Source organism: Lewinellaceae bacterium, assembly GCA_020636105.1.
Lineage (GTDB): Bacteria > Bacteroidota > Bacteroidia > Chitinophagales > Saprospiraceae > BCD1.
This window is the reverse complement of the sequence record JACJYL010000001.1, coordinates 1,499,285-1,518,445: the sequence shown is the minus strand read 5'-3', so window position 1 is coordinate 1,518,445 and position 19,161 is coordinate 1,499,285. Positions and strand designations below refer to the sequence as shown.

General features: G+C 37.4%; 19 protein-coding genes and 2 pseudogenes. 6 read left to right on the top strand and 15 right to left on the bottom strand.

Features of this window, described 5'->3' with window-relative positions; translation table 11 throughout:
* Positions 1 to 5 precede the first annotated feature (5 nt).
* Positions 6 to 227 (top strand): hypothetical protein, encoded by a 222-nt coding sequence (locus H6571_05625; protein MCB9323203.1) that lies wholly within the window; start codon positions 6 to 8, stop codon positions 225 to 227.
* Here H6571_05625 and H6571_05620 read toward each other — a convergent pair.
* Both H6571_05620 and H6571_05615 read right to left on the bottom strand, forming a co-directional pair.
* Positions 224 to 2,086 (bottom strand): gliding motility-associated C-terminal domain-containing protein, encoded by a 1,863-nt coding sequence (locus tag H6571_05620; protein MCB9323202.1) that lies wholly within the window; start codon positions 2,084 to 2,086, stop codon positions 224 to 226. The two genes, H6571_05625 and H6571_05620, sit on opposite strands and share 4 nt — an antisense overlap.
* Positions 2,087 to 2,479: 393 nt before the next feature.
* The gene (locus H6571_05615; GenBank protein MCB9323201.1) at positions 2,480 to 2,995 is read right to left on the bottom strand and encodes a VOC family protein; all 516 of its coding nucleotides are present in this window, start codon (positions 2,993 to 2,995) and stop codon (positions 2,480 to 2,482) included.
* Positions 2,996 to 3,522: 527 nt separating this feature from the next.
* Here H6571_05615 and H6571_05610 point away from each other — a divergent pair.
* Positions 3,523 to 3,801: a hypothetical protein gene (locus H6571_05610; GenBank protein ID MCB9323200.1), complete on the top strand. Its 279-nt coding sequence runs from the start codon at positions 3,523 to 3,525 to the stop codon at positions 3,799 to 3,801.
* A 357-nt stretch (positions 3,802 to 4,158) separates the two neighbouring features.
* On the opposite strand, the pseudogene H6571_05605 reads toward H6571_05610, so the two are convergent.
* Positions 4,159 to 5,534: pseudogene (locus H6571_05605) on the bottom strand (DUF4435 domain-containing protein).
* Positions 5,535 to 5,919: 385 nt separating this feature from the next.
* Here H6571_05605 and H6571_05600 point away from each other — a divergent pair.
* On the top strand, positions 5,920 to 6,096 hold the full coding sequence (locus H6571_05600; GenBank protein MCB9323199.1) for a hypothetical protein: 177 nt from the start codon (positions 5,920 to 5,922) through the stop codon (positions 6,094 to 6,096).
* Between the two features lie 320 nt (positions 6,097 to 6,416).
* Here the strand turns inward: H6571_05600 and H6571_05595 are convergent, their stop codons facing one another.
* Positions 6,417 to 6,866 carry a GNAT family N-acetyltransferase gene (locus H6571_05595; protein ID MCB9323198.1) on the bottom strand — a complete coding sequence of 150 codons (450 nt, stop codon included), beginning with the start codon at positions 6,864 to 6,866 and terminating at the stop codon, positions 6,417 to 6,419.
* Positions 6,867 to 7,112: 246 nt separating this feature from the next.
* Here H6571_05595 and H6571_05590 point away from each other — a divergent pair.
* A pseudogene (locus H6571_05590) lies at positions 7,113 to 7,626 on the top strand (transposase zinc-binding domain-containing protein).
* Positions 7,627 to 7,926: 300 nt separating this feature from the next.
* On the opposite strand, the gene H6571_05585 reads toward H6571_05590, so the two are convergent.
* The 8 genes from H6571_05585 to H6571_05550 form a co-directional block, all read right to left on the bottom strand.
* Positions 7,927 to 8,988: an alpha/beta hydrolase gene (locus tag H6571_05585; GenBank protein ID MCB9323197.1), complete on the bottom strand. Its 1,062-nt coding sequence runs from the start codon at positions 8,986 to 8,988 to the stop codon at positions 7,927 to 7,929.
* A gap of 5 nt (positions 8,989 to 8,993) precedes the next feature.
* A complete protein-coding gene (locus tag H6571_05580; GenBank protein MCB9323196.1) occupies positions 8,994 to 9,575 on the bottom strand; it encodes a hypothetical protein in 582 nt (193 codons plus the stop codon).
* A 61-nt stretch (positions 9,576 to 9,636) separates the two neighbouring features.
* Positions 9,637 to 10,365: a helix-turn-helix transcriptional regulator gene (locus H6571_05575; GenBank protein MCB9323195.1), complete on the bottom strand. Its 729-nt coding sequence runs from the start codon at positions 10,363 to 10,365 to the stop codon at positions 9,637 to 9,639.
* 535 nt (positions 10,366 to 10,900) lie between these two features.
* Positions 10,901 to 11,629 carry a hypothetical protein gene (locus H6571_05570; GenBank protein MCB9323194.1) on the bottom strand — a complete coding sequence of 243 codons (729 nt, stop codon included), beginning with the start codon at positions 11,627 to 11,629 and terminating at the stop codon, positions 10,901 to 10,903.
* Positions 11,629 to 12,108 (bottom strand): RNA polymerase sigma factor, encoded by a 480-nt coding sequence (locus H6571_05565; GenBank protein MCB9323193.1) that lies wholly within the window; start codon positions 12,106 to 12,108, stop codon positions 11,629 to 11,631. Before H6571_05565 ends, H6571_05570 begins: the two co-directional genes overlap by 1 nt.
* A 35-nt stretch (positions 12,109 to 12,143) precedes the next feature.
* A complete protein-coding gene (locus H6571_05560; GenBank protein MCB9323192.1) occupies positions 12,144 to 12,431 on the bottom strand; it encodes a hypothetical protein in 288 nt (95 codons plus the stop codon).
* A gap of 152 nt (positions 12,432 to 12,583) precedes the next feature.
* Entirely contained in the window at positions 12,584 to 13,837 is a 1,254-nt protein-coding gene (locus tag H6571_05555) for an alpha/beta hydrolase (protein ID MCB9323191.1), read from the bottom strand.
* A 93-nt stretch (positions 13,838 to 13,930) separates the two neighbouring features.
* Positions 13,931 to 14,995, bottom strand: coding sequence for a diguanylate cyclase (locus H6571_05550; GenBank protein MCB9323190.1), 1,065 nt, complete (start codon positions 14,993 to 14,995; stop codon positions 13,931 to 13,933).
* A 184-nt stretch (positions 14,996 to 15,179) separates the two neighbouring features.
* On the opposite strand from H6571_05550, the gene H6571_05545 reads away from it, so the two are divergent.
* Positions 15,180 to 15,434, top strand: a complete 255-nt coding sequence (locus tag H6571_05545) for a hypothetical protein (GenBank protein ID MCB9323189.1) — start codon at positions 15,180 to 15,182, stop codon at positions 15,432 to 15,434.
* Entirely contained in the window at positions 15,382 to 15,630 is a 249-nt protein-coding gene (locus tag H6571_05540; protein ID MCB9323188.1) for a transposase, read from the top strand. Before H6571_05545 ends, H6571_05540 begins: the two co-directional genes overlap by 53 nt.
* A gap of 237 nt (positions 15,631 to 15,867) precedes the next feature.
* Here the strand turns inward: H6571_05540 and H6571_05535 are convergent, their stop codons facing one another.
* The 3 genes from H6571_05535 to H6571_05525 all read right to left on the bottom strand — a co-directional run bounded on the left by H6571_05535 (position 15,868) and on the right by H6571_05525 (position 19,105).
* The gene (locus tag H6571_05535) at positions 15,868 to 16,374 is read right to left on the bottom strand and encodes a hypothetical protein (GenBank protein ID MCB9323187.1); all 507 of its coding nucleotides are present in this window, start codon (positions 16,372 to 16,374) and stop codon (positions 15,868 to 15,870) included.
* 176 nt (positions 16,375 to 16,550) lie between these two features.
* Complete coding sequence (locus H6571_05530) at positions 16,551 to 17,402, bottom strand: hypothetical protein (GenBank protein MCB9323186.1); 852 nt, start codon at positions 17,400 to 17,402, stop codon at positions 16,551 to 16,553.
* A gap of 533 nt (positions 17,403 to 17,935) precedes the next feature.
* Positions 17,936 to 19,105, bottom strand: a complete 1,170-nt coding sequence (locus H6571_05525) for a serine hydrolase (protein MCB9323185.1) — start codon at positions 19,103 to 19,105, stop codon at positions 17,936 to 17,938.
* Positions 19,106 to 19,161 lie beyond the last annotated feature (56 nt).

Genomic DNA, 19,161 nt, shown 5'->3' with positions numbered 1-19,161 from the left:
CTACCATGGAATATTTGGGATTATTTTTTGAATTGTTGATTTTGGCCTTTGCGGTTTACCTGTATATGTTTTCAACCGGCAGGTTAAAGGCTAAAACCAAAGAAGCACAGGAAAGAGCCGATGCCTTTCGCCAGGCCAATGCCGGCTGGATGCGTATCTTATCGCTCGCTCTTGCCGCAATAATGCTGGTCAATATTGCCTTGCATCTGAAGCAGTTGTTTTTTTAGCGAACTAAAGTCACACTTCCCGATTTTGTCTTGACAACGCCGTCCAAAAACTGAAAAGTGACCTGGTAAACGTAAACTCCGGCAGGCAGTTCTTCTCCCCGGAACACTCCGTCCCAGCCTTCTTCCGGGAGGTCGGTTTCAAAAAGTTGCTCTCCCCAACGGCTGAAGACCAACAGGTTATATTTTTCAAAACCACAATTGGAAACCGGCATAAAAGCATCATTTATTCCATCTCGATTGGGACTGAAAGCATTCGGAATATACAGGTCGCAATACACGCAGTTGTCAAAATCTATATTAATGGCTGAATTATCCGTTCCACAATCGTTGGTGACCACCACCGAATAGATGCCAGGTTGGATGACCAGGTAGGAGGGGCTGTTGGAATTGTCCTGCCAAAGGTAGTTTGCCCCCGGTTGGGTGGCATTCAGCAGCAGGGATTCTCCCTGACAAAGTATGGTGTCCTGCCCCAGCTCAACCTCCGGCGGGGAAAGGTGAAAAATTCGTATCGTATCGGTATCTGTTCCACACAGGTTAGTGACCTGCGCCCGGTAAGTGCCTTCTCCGGAAACGAGCAGGGTAGGGCCGGAGGAACCGTCCTGCCAGAGGTAATCAGCATGGGGTGTCGTGGCGTCGAGTAGGGTAGTGCTTCCTTCACACAGGGTTAAATCATTTCCAAGGTTTATATTGGGCGGAGTTTCATAACTTACCACAAGGGAATCCCTCACAGCACCGCAGTTATTGGACAGTTGTACCCAATAAGTTCCCGGTTGATTGACAGTGAAGGTTGGCGCGGTGGTATTATTTTGCCAAAGGTAGGTTACGTTTGGCGTTGTAACCTCAATGAGAAAAGAGGCTCCCTCACAAAGGGTCGTATCTGCCCCGAGGTCGATAGGGTCAGGCGGTGAGGTGTAATTAACATTCAGGGTATCGGATAAAATACCGCAGTCGTTTGATATTTCCACCCAATAGGTCCCCGGCTGGGAAACCGTAAACGTTGGGTTCGTGCTGCCATCCTGCCAAAGATAAGTTGAATTCCCAATGGCAGCCTCCAGTGACAGGGTTTGCCCGGCGCAAAGGGTGACATCATTGCCAAAGTTGAAACTCCCCGGAAAGGAAGAGCAATCCTGGCAGGAGCTACAAAAGGAGTTGATCAGGCCCGAACTGCCATCAGGCCCGGAGTGGATCAGTATCCAGTTGTGTCCGGCCTGGGCGGCTGTTGCCGTAAAAGTAATGGTATGGGTTTCCCAGGCAAAACCAACCGGTGGCAGGTTGCCCACTAAAGTGCCGGTGAAAATAGTCGGGGCATTATTTGTAAAAAAAGCAGGGGCAAAATTACCGTCGCTTCCCACCCCGTCACTTACATAGGAAATGTCAAAAGAATAAGATTGTCCGGCAATGAGCGGTGAACTCAACCGAAGGCCGAAACCTTCCCCCCCTGTAGTCCATGACGTGGCACTGCCGATAAACAAGGCTCTGCACCCTACGCCCGCATTGGGCGGCGGAATGGTCACATTGACCGTCGGCCAGCCGCCGATCCAACTGGTGCCCGACCACTCCAGCAGGTCAGCTTCAATAGAAGTATTGTTGGCCAGATCCGGACTGGACGTGAAATCCGTTCCGGGAGGCACGCTCATGAAGCAGGAGTCTATGATGACCTGGGCAAAGGTGACCTGGGTCATTAAGATGAAAAAAGAGATCAGCACGTGGGTTTTCATAGTCAAAAGGCAACTTGGTGGAGCATGTGGATTTAGCCATTTATAGAAGGTAAAGATAGAGGAAAAGTTCAAAACATGAAACTGTTTTTGTGGCGTGGGGGCGTGCGTTACGAGGCAGTTTCCTATCAGTTTGCACCTCATTTTTTACAAGACACAAACGCTCGAAAACCCCTTGCACCCGCAGGTATTATTCTATTTATTGTAAGTAGTTTTTAATTACATTTTCCTTTAATTGCTATTGCTCTTCCTAATTGTTTAAAAGAACCGTCGAATTCAAATTATTACCTAGCTTAATAGCTTTTTCAATGGCAATATCTCTGGTATCCATTTCATTAATTAATTGCTTGTAAAACGAAAAACCACCCTTTTCATAATCAATTTTGAAATCAGGATTAATTCCGACCATTTCGTAATTTTTATTGTCAGGGCTTTCATATATTTCATTTGGAGAACAAAACTTTCGGCTTGCACAAATTTACCTATGGAGCACGAAACCCCGCCTTTTTTGTAGGTGCTGTTAGCGGTTCTTTGTTTTTATTTAAGTTCAGAGAGAATTATTTTTTTCTGTTTAAGTGTATTCTTAATTGCCTTTTCTCTGACTTTAGGGTCATCACTGTTTATTAGGTCAAAATATTCAACTGGAACAACTTGCCATGATAAACCATATTTGTCTTTGCACCAACCACAAGAACTTTCTTGTCCTCCGTTTGCTGTCAATGCACTCCAATAATAATCTACTTCGGATTGGTCTATGCAATTGATAACAAATGAAACAGATTCATTAAATTTGAAAAAAGGTCCTGCGGCTAAAATATTGAATTCTACTCCATTAATTTCAATAATTGCGGTCTCAAAGTCTTCTCCGCCTGCTTCCGGTGGATTTTTATATTTATGATGCTCTTTAAGTTTGCCGTCTTTGAAAATAGAAAGGTAATAATCTGCTACCGCTTTTGCATCTTTCGTTTCAACCCAAATTGAGGGTGTTATTTTTTGAGTAATCATATTTTTATTATTAATCGTTTTGTTAATGTCGCTTGTTGTTGTAGCCATATTGTTACTTGTATTTTCCGTTTTGATGTTGCACGAAGTCAATACAAAAATTGTCAACGCAAAATAGATGATTGTCTGTTTCATATTCTGTTTCTTTTATGTCTGCTATGTCGTCTGTTACAATGACCGCTAACGTTTGGCTTGCTGTTCGGCGGCATGGACAGCAAAATGTTGTTGAACAAAGCTCCTACGGAGCAACTAACTCCAGACTTGCTTTGCACCGATTAAATTACTATTTTCTCTCCATTGTTTCACTAAAGTAATCAATCATGATTGTTAAAAAAAACCTGAAAGCCCACGGGCGTAACTGGATTTGATGACGCGCTCCAGCGCATGGATAACCATATGGCTCTTGCCAATAATGCCTGGGCTACCCGGCAAAATTACCTTCGTGGCCTTAGTGATTTAATGCTGCACCTGGACAAACGACCAGAAGACTGCATCGTTCGATGTAGTGTTCCCACAAACACAATTTTTGAAAAAAGGATCACCAACAGCTCAGTTTTTCTTCAAACAAATCGATTGGCATGAGCAGTGTCTTTAATATTATTGCGGACTTTCCATTCAAGCCTGCCCCTATCATCCGTGGAAAATTCCCAACCCGCGATTGGGTGGTACACACCAAAAAGCCTTTTCCTGAGTTTAACATGTGGTTAAATTTTTGGCGCCTGATATTCTCATTTATGCGCCAACCACTGGTTCTTCAACTCTCTACGAGACCGGTAAAAGTGCTGTATTTTGGTCAGGCTTTCTCTAAGCGACTTCTGATGATAAACCACTATCATCAACACCATCAGGGCAAGTAATCCCAATAAATCTCTATACCTTCCTCTATAAAGTCCGAAATCCTGGAATTGCACCAGTGAGTTCAGCCTTTAATATACCTTCGTTGTGCAGGTTTTTTAATTTATTCAGTTGTTGACTCCTTTTAATTCTGCCTTTTTATTTCGTAAATCGTTATTTCCTGTTTTTTCCATGACTGATTTTAAGTTTAATTCTATCTGAAAGTCCTCCCTTCTGTTTAAATAGACCAATTTGATAATTAAAGATATGATTCATTCGTCCGTTTAAATATTATGTTGTTTAAGTTTGGAACAATTCCTTTATTATTAAATACTTTTAAAATCCAATAGTCTTTTAGGTTTAATTTTTGAAAATCACTACTATATTTCTTCTACATTAAAACCGGACCAAAAGGAGGATAAACTTGTTTGGAATTCCGAAATCGTTTTGACATCAGAATTATTAGTTACATTTTTAAAGAGACGTTCAACACGTGCCAATGCGTGCTCTAAAGCCTGTTTCTCCTTTTGCGAGTCAAAAAATGAAATAATATTAGATTTGACATTTTCAAATACATCATCTGCATTTTTCATCATATTTGAAGCCACCTCTTTTACAATCTCCTCTAGAAGTAGAAAATTTTCAATTTCAGCTACCCGTGCAACCCAAATATTTGGATTTTGAATATGAGAGACCTCTTCATTAGTCCTCCTATCTCTATCTATTAGCCCAACAGATTCTATATGATGGAAATCACTTTGCTCATTAAATGCTTTTGTTGTAGAAAACACTTTTTGACAACTACCTAAAGATTTTACAGTGTAATCAGGGAATATAAGTTCTAAAAGTTTTTCGTCTATACTTTTTGAACTATCCCCTTCTATAAACAAAATTGGTTTTCTGCTACCTAAGATTTCTAAATATAATTGTTCGGGAATTGGGGTATTGTCTTCTAGTAATTCATAATCCCATACATTGGAGCCTTCATAAGATTTTGCCCAAACTTTGCGTGCCTTTTGTCTTGAAAATGCAAAATCGATATCGTGGGTTAAATAAATAAAAGCACAATCCTTGCGTTCATTTTCGATAAGGTCAAATAAGCTTTTTACTAAAGACTTGTGAATGTGCATTTCTGGTTCATCTATAATTACAATAGAATTTTCAGGGGAACAAACAACTTCTGCAATCAAATAAAAATCACTCTTTCGCCATCACTCATCTCAGAGGCGTTGTACTTATTTGCTTCTTGACCGATTGGCAAAGTTTCAATAACTCCTGCCTTAATTCTCAACTGCCTATGTGGTAATACTTTTTCCCAAATTTCTCTAACTGTATCAATTTTTGTTTTGGGAGAAAGAATTTTCTTTTCTTTTGAATCAGAGAGAGATTCATACTCTTCTGTATGTAACAGAACTAAAAGTTTTTCAAAGTCATTGAGTAAGTGAGTATTTATATTACTACCCCATCTATTATTTTTTTTATAATCAAGACTTTCATTTATATTTTGCTTGGGATGATTACTTCCAATAAAGAACTCATTTTTAGCTACCTCTAAAGCTGTTGGCCTAACAAGCTTGGGCATTGTCAAGGATTTTTGTGCCGATATTCTATGAGTTTTTAAATGATTATTCTCTTCAATTTTTGCTCCAAACCTTGTTTTTCCTGAACCATTAGCACCAATGACCACCAATTGGTCAAGTTCCAATTCAGGATTTGTATTCGGAGTTCCTTTTTTTGTTGGGAGGTTTATTTTCATTTACTCATTTTTTTAATGACACACAACGGTTTGGCTATGTGCCGTGCCGACGTTTAGGAGGCATGGACATCATAGCCTTTGTTGAACAAAGCTCCTACGGAGCAACTAATCCCTCCCCACTTGCTTTGCACCGATTAAATTACTATTTTCTCTCCATTGTTTCACTAAAGTAATCAATCATGATTGTTAAAAAAAACCTGAAAGCCCACGGGCGTAACTGGATTTGATGACGCGCTCCAGCGCATGGATAACCATATGGCTCTTGCCAATAATGCCTGGGCTACCCGGCAAAATTACCTTCGCGGCCTTAGTGATTTAATGCTGCACCTGGACAAACGACCGGAAGACTGCATCGTTCGAGGTAGTGTTCCCACAAACTCAATCATTGAAAAAAGTATTCAAAGCTTTTTCCCTCAAACAAATGCGATTGGCACTTGAGCAGGACCTTTTAATATTACCCCGGACTTTCCTTCCAAGCCTGCCCGCTATCATCCGTGGAAAGAAAAACCTTTATGCTAAGGATTGGGTGGTACACACCAAAAAGCCTTTTGCCGGAGTTTAACATGTGGTTAAATACCTCGCCCGGTATTCTCATTTATGTTTACCTGGCAGAAATCACAGGCAAAAGGCTTAAAAAAGTGCTGTATTTTGTAAATAACTTTCTCTAATATTTAATGATAAACCACTCTTTTTAACCCCAACAGGGCAAGTAATCCCAATAAATCTCTATAAACCTTCCTCTATAAAATTCCTGCCTTGAATCGAAAACCCATAAAGAATTTTTCTTTCACTTCCGGCTACGCTTCGTCTGAAGACAGGTCCAACAAAGTCCGAATAGTCGGTTGCACCAGACTATTCAGCCTTTAATATTGCCAGTAGTTTTTAATTCAGTCGTTTGTTAAATATTTTCTGTTCTTTATTTATTTCAAATCCGATTTTCTCATAAAATTTATGACTTTCCGTTCTTATCACATTGCATCTTACTCTGACTTTTCGGCAATTTTTCAATTCAGTCCATTCTATTAATTTATCCACTAACAATTTACCGATTCCATTTTTTCGTGAATTTTCTCTAACAACTAAACCTCCTATCTCCACAAAAAAGTCCGATTCCACTCTCATTGAATAAAATCCGTGAATCCAACCAATTACTTTTCCATTTACGGTTGCAACGTAAATGCAATTATCAGGATGCTCTAAAATTGTTTTCAGTCGATTTTGAAGATCTGAATTTAGTGCCTCATAACCCAATTGATTTGAAAGTTCCGTTATTGATTCCGAGTCTTTTATTTCTGCATTTCTAATTATAATTCCCATTTCGGTTTCTCTCAAATTACTGGCAGCGGTTACCTACACGCCGTGCGTTGCGTGTCAGCATAGCCGGTGTAGGTTTTGTTGACTGAACCCGCTTACGCGATAGGAACTCTTCAAATCTCCTCCAAGATAACACTTTTTGACCTATCTTTCCAATTCACTAAAACTGTTTATCATGTCAAAAAAAGCAATAGTTTCCATCGGGCTGAACTACAAGAGGCATTAGACCAACTCGCCGATCATCTGTATCCCCCCACTGCCTCCAGAACGTTATAGGCTTTGGAGCAGTGCCGAACAACCGCGCTTGGCGGCCACATCGACTATTGTTCTGCTTGTGAACAAGTTTTACGAGTGAGTTACAACTCTTGCCGCAACCGACACTGTCCCAAGTGCGGAGGGTTGGAGCGCGAGCTGTGGATACAAGCTCGCGAACAGGAACTCTTGCCCGTAACTTACTACCATGTCGTGTTCACCATTCCTGAACAGCTCAATAGCTGGTGTATCTACAATTCCAATTTTTGCTACGATTTACTCTTTTCGGGCTGCATGGCAGACTTTACAAAACTTCGCCGTCGATCCAAAATACCTCGGAGCAGCTACCGGCGCTACAATGGTACTGCATACCTGGGGACAAAGCCTGAGTTTACACCCCCATGTACATGCCATTGTCCCCGGTGGAGGAATAAACAAACAAGGGAAATGGCAAGCACCCAAACGAAAGTCCGGTTTTTTGTTTCCTGTCAAAGCGATGAGCGTTGTCTTTCGGGCCATTTTCATGCCTGGCTACACCTGAAAAGCCACAAACCATAAATACAACTCCTTATTAATGCGGTTTTCAAAGAACGAATGTAAAAGTTGCCTATAAAAACAAGCTAATGCAGGCCGTTGCTTTTTCCCATTTGGTCCTTTACCCAAATCAACCAACTTTTTCAATGCCCATAATATCCTGCTGAAAGGGCGGGTGCTTCCAACCTGCCTGCTCCGGGGTTAGCGGCAGACAGGCATAGCCCAAAAGCTACGGCCGTCGGCTGCGCCTCCGCCTCGCTTTGGGGCTTATTTGTTAGCCACACGTTTTTAATTAGTACTTTTTCACAAATTCAATAATCTCCTTTTTAAAATTATCAGGGTCACTTATATAAGGTTCATGGCTCGAATTTGGCAAAATCTTATAATATTTGTCGTTAACTGAAGTGCCGAAATTATTAAACACATCCAAACCTTCCTCTGGTACAATTAAATCATCGTACCTACCCCAAATTAGTAACGAAGGGATAGTCACATCAGAAACTTCTGCAATCAGATTCTTACCTTCCGCATCTTGATTTAATCTGTCATTCACTATTTCCAGATTTGATGAAACATAAGCAGGGAAAGGATTGTAACTTGAGAAAAATCCAATTTCAATATATTGACGAGCCGAAAGCGTTGCTAATTCTTCTGGTATAATTAATTCACCAGGCCAACCTACAAAATTTCTCCATTCGTTTTTTTGTTCTCGAGTTGTTATAATTGGATTATTATTTGTCCATTCAAGAGCATCAGTCCAATGCTCAATCATGTTGCCTTTTGAAATTTCTTCGTTTGCAATGTTTAATAAAAATGTTCTACGGTATTGCCAACTTAAATCATAATCGAAATTGTAAGCTCCGTCAACCGAAATCCAACCGCTTATTTTATTTTGGTAATCAGAGGTTAGCAAATAGTTTACCCCAATAAATCCACCAAAACTTGCCCCCATTAAATAAATATCAGGATTTTGATATTTTGCACTTAAAACTGAAATTATAGCATCTAAGTCTTGTACAAACTGGGCGACTGTCAATAAGCTTTCATCAAAATTTCCTTGTGCATTACCGCAACCTCGTTGGTCATAGTAAACCATAGCAAAGTTTTCTTCAAGTCCTTCCGACCAGTTGAACATATCTGACTTTGCTACATCAATACTTGTAGAACCAGGTCCACCGTTAATATAAATTATAAATTTTGAGGAAGCTGTATTCCCTTTAACCCAAACGGGTAATTCCGTACCATCAATTTTCGCGTGAAAGAAGATATCTGAGTTTGGTTCAAGTTCAATCTTTTCGCAAGAACTTAAAATCGATATAAGAGCTATGTATAGTATATATCTAATCTGTTTCATATCAATTAGTTTAATGTGTATTTAATACCTAATTCAAGTACAAAATACCCAATGCCATTGGGAAAATTTGGAACGGCATACATAAACTGAGGTTTTAAGAAGTAGGCAATAGGAAGATTTTTTTTGATGTTTAAATCCTTTCCAAACGAAATAAAATAATTTGTTGCAAAATAATTATGACCTGCTACAGTTTTATTTACCTCACCACTTCTATTTACTTCATAAGTATTTGGGATAAAAGTCCGGAGGTAGCCTATTCCAATCCCAACTTCATAAAAGCCTCCTTTTGGGTTTTGTCTTTTATATTTAACTTCTGGTATAAAGAATAATCCCGTTTGATTTCTTCTATGGTAAAAAAATCCTAAAGCAGGACTAATAAGTAAGCTCTTGTTAATTGTTTTGGAAGAGTCGTGTTTAGACGACTTTATTTTATCCCATTCTCTAATATTGAAATCAGCACTTATTTTCATACCCGGGTGGGTAATCATTTCTCCGTAATACGAAAGATTAATCGATTCAATAGTCTTCAATTGTGCCATACAATTTGAAACAATTAACGAAAAAACCAATAATGATAATATTCTCATATTTTTTAATACAAAAATATTGTATCAAAACTGATGATAATTGTAAAAAATCGTCAAGTTGCTATTTTTTAAAAGACACTTCTTGAATTCCAATATTTAGTGAAGTCAACTGTTTGGGCGTTAAGCCGGAGAATTTACTCATCTCTTTAATAAAATGAGCTTGGTCATAATAGTTAAAACCAGTATTGTTAATATAATTCTTAAATTCTATTTTTTTAGTAAAAGTTTGATTCACAAACCTTACTAACATGCTGTATTTTTTAGGGGTTAACCCTAAGTTTTTTTTAAATTTTCTTTCAATGGTACTAGTGGAAGTGTGAAATAGAGAGGAAAAATCACGAATAGTACAATCTCCCTTGCAACTATCTATATAGCTTACAATTTTTTCGAAAACATCATCACTACAATTGCTTTGAGAGATTAAGTATTTCTCAAAATAAGATTCAATTAGATGGATTCTATCTTGTTGTGAGGAAGCCTTAAAAATGTCTTTTTCTAAATCCAAAACTGATTGACCAAAGCATTCTTTGGGTTCTAAATTATTATTGATGGTTTTGATTACTTCAGTTTTGCAAAGTATATAGAACTTTTTTGGATTAAATCTTACGCTAATAATTGGACTCTTATCTACAGTGCAACTTTGAGGAGTTGTTCGAAGTCCTGCTAAATGACTTTTTCTTATTTTGTATTCCTCAGATAAAGGAAAATACCTTTGAATATCAGAATTAGTAAAAATTAACTCAATTGAATTGTCTGGAATAAGCAGATGCTTATTATTGTGAGGGTTCATATCTGAGTAATTTTCCCACCAGATGCAGTCTATATATTCAGACAAAGTACTTTTTGGTTTTATTTCATTGTAATTCCATTCCATTTCTTAAATGTGTGGTAACGGTTAAGCTATGCGCAGTGTCCCGAAGGGCATTGCGTATAGGTGTTGTGTGCTGCTTTTTTTATTAAATCAATAATGACAATACTTTTATTTCCTATTTTTAATCAAATAAACTAAGTTGAATAACAAAGACAGTCCAATTAAAACACCAACAAAAAAGTAAATTATCAAATTGTCGAAATATAAGTAATTAGTCCAAAATCCGACAAAGCCAAGAAGCAAAGTAAATTGTCCGATAACTAAAAGTCTCTTATTTGTCAATTTTCACATTTTTATAGTTTAACCAACCAGATATAAAAAATATCACTGAATATACAACACTTAAACTTCCCCAAAGAGTAGTCCCTTGAGTAAACTGATAAATTGCTATCGCTGCTGAAATGATTCCAAACGAAAACAATAAATAACATAGATTTTTCATTTTAATCTCCATTTAATTATTTAATCCAAAAATCAGATACAAAAAAATAATCACTCCAATAATCAATGCTACTCCAATTGTGACTATATTTTTTATCCTGTTAGCTTGATATTTTTTAATGCTTGATGCGTCTATTGTATTTTCTTCAATTTCAACTAAACAACTTTCCAATTGATTAATTTGATAATCATTTTGTTTTATTTGAGCAAAAGCACTAACGCCATAACTCAAAATAATTCCTACGGTTAAAACAATAAAATCATCTAATTCAAAAGACGGGATTTGCCTGTATTTGAAGTACACATAAAAAAGAGAGCCGCTAAGAAAAAATAAAGTACTCGACAAGGCACTCACAAATATGGATTTAACATATTCCCCATTGTAAAAGTCAATATATGCTCTTAGTAAATCTTTTAAATGTTCTTTTGTAACACATATTTTATCAACTCTTTTGTAAACTTTTGTCTGCCAAATTATTCCAATGGTAGTTATGAATACAATAAATGAATTAGTAATAATGGCATTTGATTGATTTTTTAGAAGAAAAATTAATACAAGAAATGAAATGAGTAATATACCTTTAAATCCTATATCGAAAAGTAAAGACCTTTTGTAATGCCCCACAATTTTTGAAGCAGATTTCATAAAATTTTGAATCTCAATTTCAGAAAGTTTTTCTGCTTGAAATGATTTTTCTTTTTTCCAAGCTAATTGATATTTATTTAAATCTAAATTTTCCATCAGCTTATCTTTTTGATTATTTGTGCGAGCTTGTTTTTGCTTCTCACTAATTTTACGCTTACGTTTTTTTCCGATATTCCAACAATTTCAGCAATCTCACTATATGCTTTTTCTTCAAGCCAGAGCATTATAATCGCCTTTTCTATTTTGCTAAGTTTTGAAATTGCTTTGTAAAGAATTTTAATGTCTTCGGAATAGTCAATGACTTCTGAAATAGCATATTCATCACTTAGTTGTGTTTTGTGATTTTCAAATAAGGCAGCTTTCTTGTTTAATGTGATTGCAGTATTAAGAGCAACCCGATACATCCAAGTTGAAAATTTTGCTTCTTTTCGGAATGATGGGTACGACTTCCATAATTGCAAAACAATTTCTTGATATAAATCTTCCTTATCTGCGTTGTTATTTGAATAGACAAAGCAAATCTTATGCAAAATCCCTTGATGCTTTTGGATTCGTTTTACAAACTCTTTTTCTATTTCTATTTGATTTTGCACGCAGTTAAAAAGAATTTTTAAAGGTGTAGAATGATATAAATTGCAATGAAAATGATAAAACCAAATAATAAAGAGCTAATCATCATTTTAGTTTTATTAGTGTCAACTTGCATATTTTCTCTTTGAAATTTTTGCTCTAAACTAATTCCTGCAAAAACACCAATTGGTAAAGCAGCTGAAATAGCCGCAGCAAAACTATCAGATAAGGTAAATACTACCAGAGCACCTACAACTGAGAGCAAAATTCCTAATAACCAGCCTGCTCCCTTAATAATTTTTGATTGATTTTGACTTAAATTTCCCATTTGAAATTCTATTTTAAATTAACTGTTTATTCAGTTAGTATGTCAAATTTCAAATTAACTACACTTCACTCAGTTTTTTCAAAGTTGCACACAACGGTCTTAATAAACGGTCGTTTCAATGCCGTTTATTTTTTGTTAGTGACTTTTTACTCTTATTTCTTTAGTAGTTTTTCCTTCAACATATCTATTTTTGGTTGAGTATAATTATTATCGCCAGTTTCAAGTGCTTTTTTATAAAACTCTAGTGCCTTCAGGGAGTCCCCAGCAGCGAGGTAACAATCTCCCCTTGAATCGTAGACATTATGACTATATGGAAAATTGGCAATATTAAGATCGAAGCAGGCAGCTGCCAGGTCAAACTTTTTGTCACGTAGGTAGCGATTGCCAAGGCCATTGATCAACGCCTCATTAGGCTTATTTTCGTATCCCATTTTTTGTGATACATTTTTATAGTGCGATTTCAACAATTCCAAAGACTCATCGTCGGGACTCCAATAGAGCTCATCCCTTGACTCGAATCTATACCAGTCAAATAGAAATCGTAAGCCATCATATGTTGTAATTAGTGGAACACTAAAATGATTGTCGTTCTGGTAGTATTTCCATTCAAAATTTAATCCATTGTCCTTCTTTACTAATGATTTTACAAATTTCAATTGTGATCTTATAAGTGTTGAACTTGCTAAGGTATCCTCTTCTACATTGGAAATGTTTTGCCCTTTAATCATTGTATTTGCAATACCTAAAAAAAGACCCTTATTAGTATAATCATTAACTGATAACAAGGAGTCTACAGTTTCCAGATATGCCATATTATCCCACCAAAGGCTTACATCAATCGCCACATAATTGTTGAAAAGATGACTTCTGGTTGTTAATGCATTTATCACACTAAGTCCACCAAATGAATGTCCAACATAAGTACGAAAAGAGGTTGTTGGATATGTTCTATCAACATAGGGAATCAACTCATCCTCAATAAAATCAAGAAAAGAATTACCTCCACCACTGTCATATTGAAGTTCATTACCGGTGCGATAATCAACATCAGCATGAGTAGGTATTAAATCACGACTTCTATTTGTATTTGGAATAGCAATAACAATCATTTCCGGAAGAACCCTTGTGCCAGCGGTGCTCAATTGTTTAATCAAACCTGTTACCGAATGAAAATGGCCGTTACCATCTAGTAGATATAAGACGGGATACTTTTTGCCTTCCTCATAGTTTTCTGGAACATACACCCATATTTTTCTGGTTTCTCCAAGAATATCAGATTTGAGTGAGTCAATGTGACCAATAACTATTTGGGTTGTTGGTTTTTCGAGATTTACAGCATCTTCCTTTTGCTGGCAATTTGTCAGAATGAAGGCTATTAGGATAAATAATAATAATTTTTTTCTCATAATGTTAAGTCTTGATTAGGCTAGTATTGTCACTAACGGTTTGGCTATGGCGCGTTTCAATGCGCTATAGCTATTGTGCGTTCGTATTTCTTTTCAAAACATTTTACTAAATGATTTCCCATTAAATTTATAAACTCCGCCACCAGCCATACCAAAAAGTAAATTGTTGTTGTTGTCATTATAGATACACCAAATCATCGGTGTAGTAAGTTTATTGTCTATAGTGAAGTTTTTCATAGTCTTTCCGTCAAATTTCCAAGGTCCAGTATCTCTATCTCCAAACCAAATATTTCCTTCTGAATCTTCTTGTATGGCAAAAATGTGTTCTAAAGTACCTGTTGGTGATGGGTTACCATTTTTACTACTGTTAGGGTGGATAAGCCCGTTATTTTCGGAGAAATTTGTTGTTGAATCTTCTTGAATAAGCAAAACTCCAATTCCATTATTCCCTACCCAAATTCGTCCTTGGGAATCTGCGAAGACACTTCTTATATGCAACACTTCACTCTCTTTAAGAGCCAATTTACTTTTATCAAAAAGATTTATTACTTTGCCATCGAAATTGAATAAGGCTGCATAAGTTGCTACCCATACTTTACCATCTTGACCTTTTGAAATACCTGTTACTCCGTATGAGTTATTAATATTTTCCCCTTTTTGTATAGGGAATGCTAAATAATTCAATATTTGACCATCATTTCTATATACGCCTGCGTTGTTTCCAGCATTAAACCAAAGGCAATTGACTTTTTTTCTCCATTCATTTTGTAAATAATCATCTGTTATTGGGGTATGATTTGTGATTTTGTTACCATCATAACTACTAACTCCGTTTGCTGTTCCAAACCAGATGTTTCCATTTTTATCTTCTTGTATTGAACGGACTTGATTATCAGGTAACCCTTCATTAGTTGTAAAGTATTCAAATGATTTTCCATCAAATACGCATGCACCTTCTTGGTGACTACCAATCCAATAATTTCCTTTACTGTCCTGAAAGATAGCGCGAATTCCTGAAGTGAATTTTAAGGTGTCGGTTTTTGAAGTCGTTACCAATTCTGGCTTATAAGTTTCCTTTTCTGTTGGTTTCTTCTCAACGCAGGAAAAGGTCAGTGTCAATATGAGTATTAGATATGTCAATTTTAACTTTTTGTCCATTTCGGGTTTTTCTAATATGACGCACAACGTTTGGTGCAAACGCAGGTGAGGCGCATAGCCTCACTTTCCGTTTTGCACATTGTTGAACAAAGCTCCTACGGAGCAACTAATCCCTCCCCACTTGCTTTGCACCGATTAAATTACTATTTTCTTTTCATTGTTTCACTAAAGTAATCAATTATGATTGTTAAAAAAAACCTGGAAGCCCACGGGCGTAACTGAATTTGATGACGCGCTCCAGCGCATGGATAACCATATGGCTCTTGCCAATAATGCCTGGGCTACCCGGCAAAATTACCTTCGCGGCCTTAGTGATTTAATGCTGCACCTGAACAAACGACCGGAAGACTGCATCGTTCGAGGTAGTGTTCCCACAAACTCAATCATTGAAAAAAGTATTCAAAGCTTTTTTCCTCAAACAAATGCGATTGGCACTTGAGCAGGGCCTTTTAATATTACCCCCGGACTTTCCTTCCAAGCCTGCCCGCTATCATCCCTGGAAAGAAAACCTTTATGCTAAGGATTGGGTGGTACACACCAAAAAGCCTTTTGCCGGAGTTCAACATGTGGTTAAATACCTCGCCCGGTATTCTCATTTATGTTTACCTGGCAGAAATCACAGGCAAAAGGCTTAAAAAAGTGCTGTATTTTGTAAATAACTTTCTCTAATATTTAATGATAAACCACTCTTTTTAACCCCAACAGGGCAAGTAATCCCAATAAATCTCTATAAACCTTCCTCTATAAAATTCCTGCCTTGAATCGAAAACCCATAAAGAATTTTTCTTTCACTTCCGGCTACGCTTCGTTCAACAAAGTCCGAATAGTCGGTTGCACCAGACTATTCAGCCTTTAATATTAGCCACCGGTTTTTATTTTTTTTCAATTAGTCTCATAGAAAAGAATCCTGTTTCATATTCTCCATTATTGTCAAGATGAAATAACACCTTGTCCTTAGTAATGACCAATTTGTCATTCATGAAGTCATTTCCAATTGGTTCTTTTCTATCCATGTAAATTGTATCGTTCTCGATTCTATAGTTTCCTTCGATAAAGTCGCCTCCTAAAATGCTGTAATTTTCAAGCCTATAAGTTTTATCTTCTCTTAATTTCAAGGTTAGTCCGTTCGTGTCACCATCATAATGCGCCCATAAAATCACAGGACTATCATTTTCGGATTGAACGAATTGAAGTCCTAAGTTCAAAATAGTCGCAAAGCTTAAAATAATGACGGGAATGATATAGGTTTTCGAGTTTGACCTTTTATAAGATTTCACGGCATTTACGGTCGTAGGAATAGCTATTAGAATTCCAAGTCCGTACCAAAAAAGTGTTTCGAAGCTGTCAAAAATGAACCATTCTGTCTTGTTTAAATTCAAGATTTCATGTCGGAGTACAACAAATGCTGAAACTATAGAAAGTATAGTTAGTATGATTTTTCTTGTTGTATCGTTCTTCATTTCAAATGGTGCCCAACGGTTTTGCTACCCGGCGTGCCTTGTGTTGCGCCTGCGGCAAGGCATGATCGTGGTAGCGTATGTTAGCTGCTAGTTGATTATTTTGAGTAAATAATTTCTCTGAATATTTTGTCAGTGACATAATTTTGAACTTCAGAATTAGATACGCCAAGATTTATGAGAAAAACAGTTTTTTCAATCCAATTTCCTTTTAAATCATACCTATAATCATAATGGTTGAATTTCCAGTGATCTATTTTTTCAAAAGTTAGATGCCCGTTACTATTGTAGAATCTTAAATCGTTTGGTTTTATTTTATTAGGCTCAGTGCTTATACTATATTCTTTTGAGTAGATATAGCTGTTGTTACCCGAATAATGTTCAATTAGAACAGTATTCTCTTCAAAATTATATTTCGCCTTTTCATGCCTCTCTATAGAATAAGTTGATTTTTCTATTGCTTCAATAGGAAAACCATTTGTATCACATTTTATTAATTTTTCATAGTAGTTTCGACCATAATTTTTTATTTTTCCCTTGGCGATAATTGTCTCTTCCTCCACTTTTTCTAATCTACCGTCAACATCATAATAATGTTTTTTTTCAGTCTTGCGTTTCAGAGAATGGCTCTCATCAAAATTCTTAATTGTAATGGTTGAAATTTTTCCATCCTCTCTTTCGAAATCATAAATATCATTGCCAGTATCGTTTGTTGTTTCTTGTCTAATTATCTGAAATCGGGCGTCGAAAATAGTCTTGACTATAAGAGTATCTGATTCCCCGTTATTATCGTAAAATATTTTTGTTTCAATAATTTCATCAATCCCTATTGTGTCTCTTAATTCAAATGGGTCTTGTTGCAGAAGCAGGTCAATAATCATTGATTGGCTATAACTAAAACAACAATAAAGGAAAAGAAGTAAGAAGGTTAAATTTGCTTTTTTTTTCATTTTGTTTTATTGCAGCTAACTAAGTTATATACGAACATTCCCACCTTTTCATGTACCTTTTTCGTCTCCCAGACCCAAATCATCTAACGGACTTTTTACATTCCGGATGATTCGGTGGATCACATGGGGATAAATTAAAGTGGTCTTGATATCCGAATGTCATAATAATTCCTGAATTTTCCTAGCATCTGTGCCTTTTTCTGGCAAGTGGATGGCAAAGGGTTTCGGTATACAGGGTATCCTGCGAAATATCCACCAGGGACAGAATCGGCGCGGCAAAGTAGATGCGTAGCGGTTAGTATAAGAAGAGTAAGATGAAATGAGCATAAACTTTATTAAGGCTGTCTGCTGCCAGGCAGACATACCATTCCCTTATGATTAAAAAAGTTTAGGCGAACCTGGCGGCAGACAGGTTCAAGCCATTAATAAATTTTAAACAAATGAATAAATAGCTTGTTAATTATCAATAAGCAAAGAGCCAATCCGGGCAGGCCCACGGTGGCAATCAGTGCGCCACATGGGTAGCAAGTTAATTATTTGCCAGACGATGCTTTTTTCTCTTTATCAATTTCGTCAGTAATGGATTTTATAAAATTAGAGACTGCGAAATGTCGTTCGTTACTATCGGCTTCCGGCCATGCACTGTTGACGGCTATCACAAGTTCCCTTGAAGGGTCGATATGGATCATTTGGCCATGGATGCCCAATGCTTCGAAACTATTGCTATTAAAGATCCACCATCCGAATCCATAACCTCCACCGGGCCAAAGCGGCACCTGAATTTGGGTTGCTGTCTTGAACCAATCCTCAGGAACAATGGATTCCCCGTTGATACGTCCGTCTTCGAGAACAAATTGTCCGAACCTTGCGAAATCACGGAGCGGCATCTGGAGGCAACAGCCTGCCATTTCCTGGCCGGTTCGATCCAGTCTCCAGGTGGCCGTCTGTTCCATACCGTAAGGAATCCAGATCTTGGAAGAAAGATAGTGGGATAAGGTTTGATGAGTAGCTGCGCTGACAAGGACACCCAGCAGGTGGGTTTCTCCGGTACTATACCCCCATTTCTTACCCGGTGCTGCCTCGGCCGGTAAACGTCGCATATAACTTACTGTTGCATTCATGCCCGGTTCAATTGAATCAGTAGAAAACCTGGCAATATCGCCATTCGGATCATTATAATCCTCATTCCATCGTATACCGGAGGTCATGGTGATAAGATGGCGGATGGTCACGCTATCATAGGCACTCCCTTTTAAATCAGGGATGTAGTCCGTTACGTAGTCGTCCACCGTTTTGATGTAACCATCCTTAATGGCAGCCCCCACGAGGGTACTCGTTACTGACTTTGCCACAGACAAGGACGACCATAGGTTCGATGCGCTGTGCCCAAGCGCATAGCGTTCCAACCTGATCTTTCCATCTTGTAAAACGAGGAAGCCGGCTACTTTCTGTTCCTTTATAAAATCTTCCAATGCTTTTTCTTTTGCTCCACCTGCACTAAATGCTGCAATGGGCAATCCCTGTGGAAGCTCGTGTACTTTGCTCCCCTTCGGCACTTCATGTTCTTCCTGTTTCTGTTGAGGTGCGTTTTTTGAAAGTGAATCCGGGGTAGATTTTCTTTGAGAAAGGGCGGAACAACCCAGGGTCAGCAAAAAGGCCAAAACGATAACTGATAGAATCTGAAAGTTATGAATTATTCGCATGATCTAAGTTTGTTTTTTTTCTCATCAGAGCATTATTAATCTGATTGATATCGGTT

What these genes read in the sequence shown, in the direction of transcription:
- H6571_05625 (MCB9323203.1), top strand. Translation starts at nt 6, where the DNA reads ATGGAATATTTGGGATTATTTTTTGAATTGTTGATTTTGGCCTTTGCG.
- H6571_05620 (MCB9323202.1), bottom strand. Translation starts at nt 2,086, where the DNA reads ATGAGGTGCAAACTGATAGGAAACTGCCTCGTAACGCACGCCCCCACG.
- H6571_05615 (MCB9323201.1), bottom strand. Translation starts at nt 2,995, where the DNA reads ATGGCTACAACAACAAGCGACATTAACAAAACGATTAATAATAAAAAT.
- H6571_05610 (MCB9323200.1), top strand. Translation starts at nt 3,523, where the DNA reads ATGAGCAGTGTCTTTAATATTATTGCGGACTTTCCATTCAAGCCTGCC.
- H6571_05585 (MCB9323197.1), bottom strand. Translation starts at nt 8,988, where the DNA reads ATGAAACAGATTAGATATATACTATACATAGCTCTTATATCGATTTTA.
- H6571_05580 (MCB9323196.1), bottom strand. Translation starts at nt 9,575, where the DNA reads ATGAGAATATTATCATTATTGGTTTTTTCGTTAATTGTTTCAAATTGT.
- H6571_05575 (MCB9323195.1), bottom strand. Translation starts at nt 10,365, where the DNA reads ATGAACCCTCACAATAATAAGCATCTGCTTATTCCAGACAATTCAATT.
- H6571_05570 (MCB9323194.1), bottom strand. Translation starts at nt 11,629, where the DNA reads ATGGAAAATTTAGATTTAAATAAATATCAATTAGCTTGGAAAAAAGAA.
- H6571_05560 (MCB9323192.1), bottom strand. Translation starts at nt 12,431, where the DNA reads ATGGGAAATTTAAGTCAAAATCAATCAAAAATTATTAAGGGAGCAGGC.
- H6571_05555 (MCB9323191.1), bottom strand. Translation starts at nt 13,837, where the DNA reads ATGAGAAAAAAATTATTATTATTTATCCTAATAGCCTTCATTCTGACA.
- H6571_05550 (MCB9323190.1), bottom strand. Translation starts at nt 14,995, where the DNA reads ATGGACAAAAAGTTAAAATTGACATATCTAATACTCATATTGACACTG.
- H6571_05530 (MCB9323186.1), bottom strand. Translation starts at nt 17,402, where the DNA reads ATGAAAAAAAAAGCAAATTTAACCTTCTTACTTCTTTTCCTTTATTGT.
- H6571_05525 (MCB9323185.1), bottom strand. Translation starts at nt 19,105, where the DNA reads ATGCGAATAATTCATAACTTTCAGATTCTATCAGTTATCGTTTTGGCC.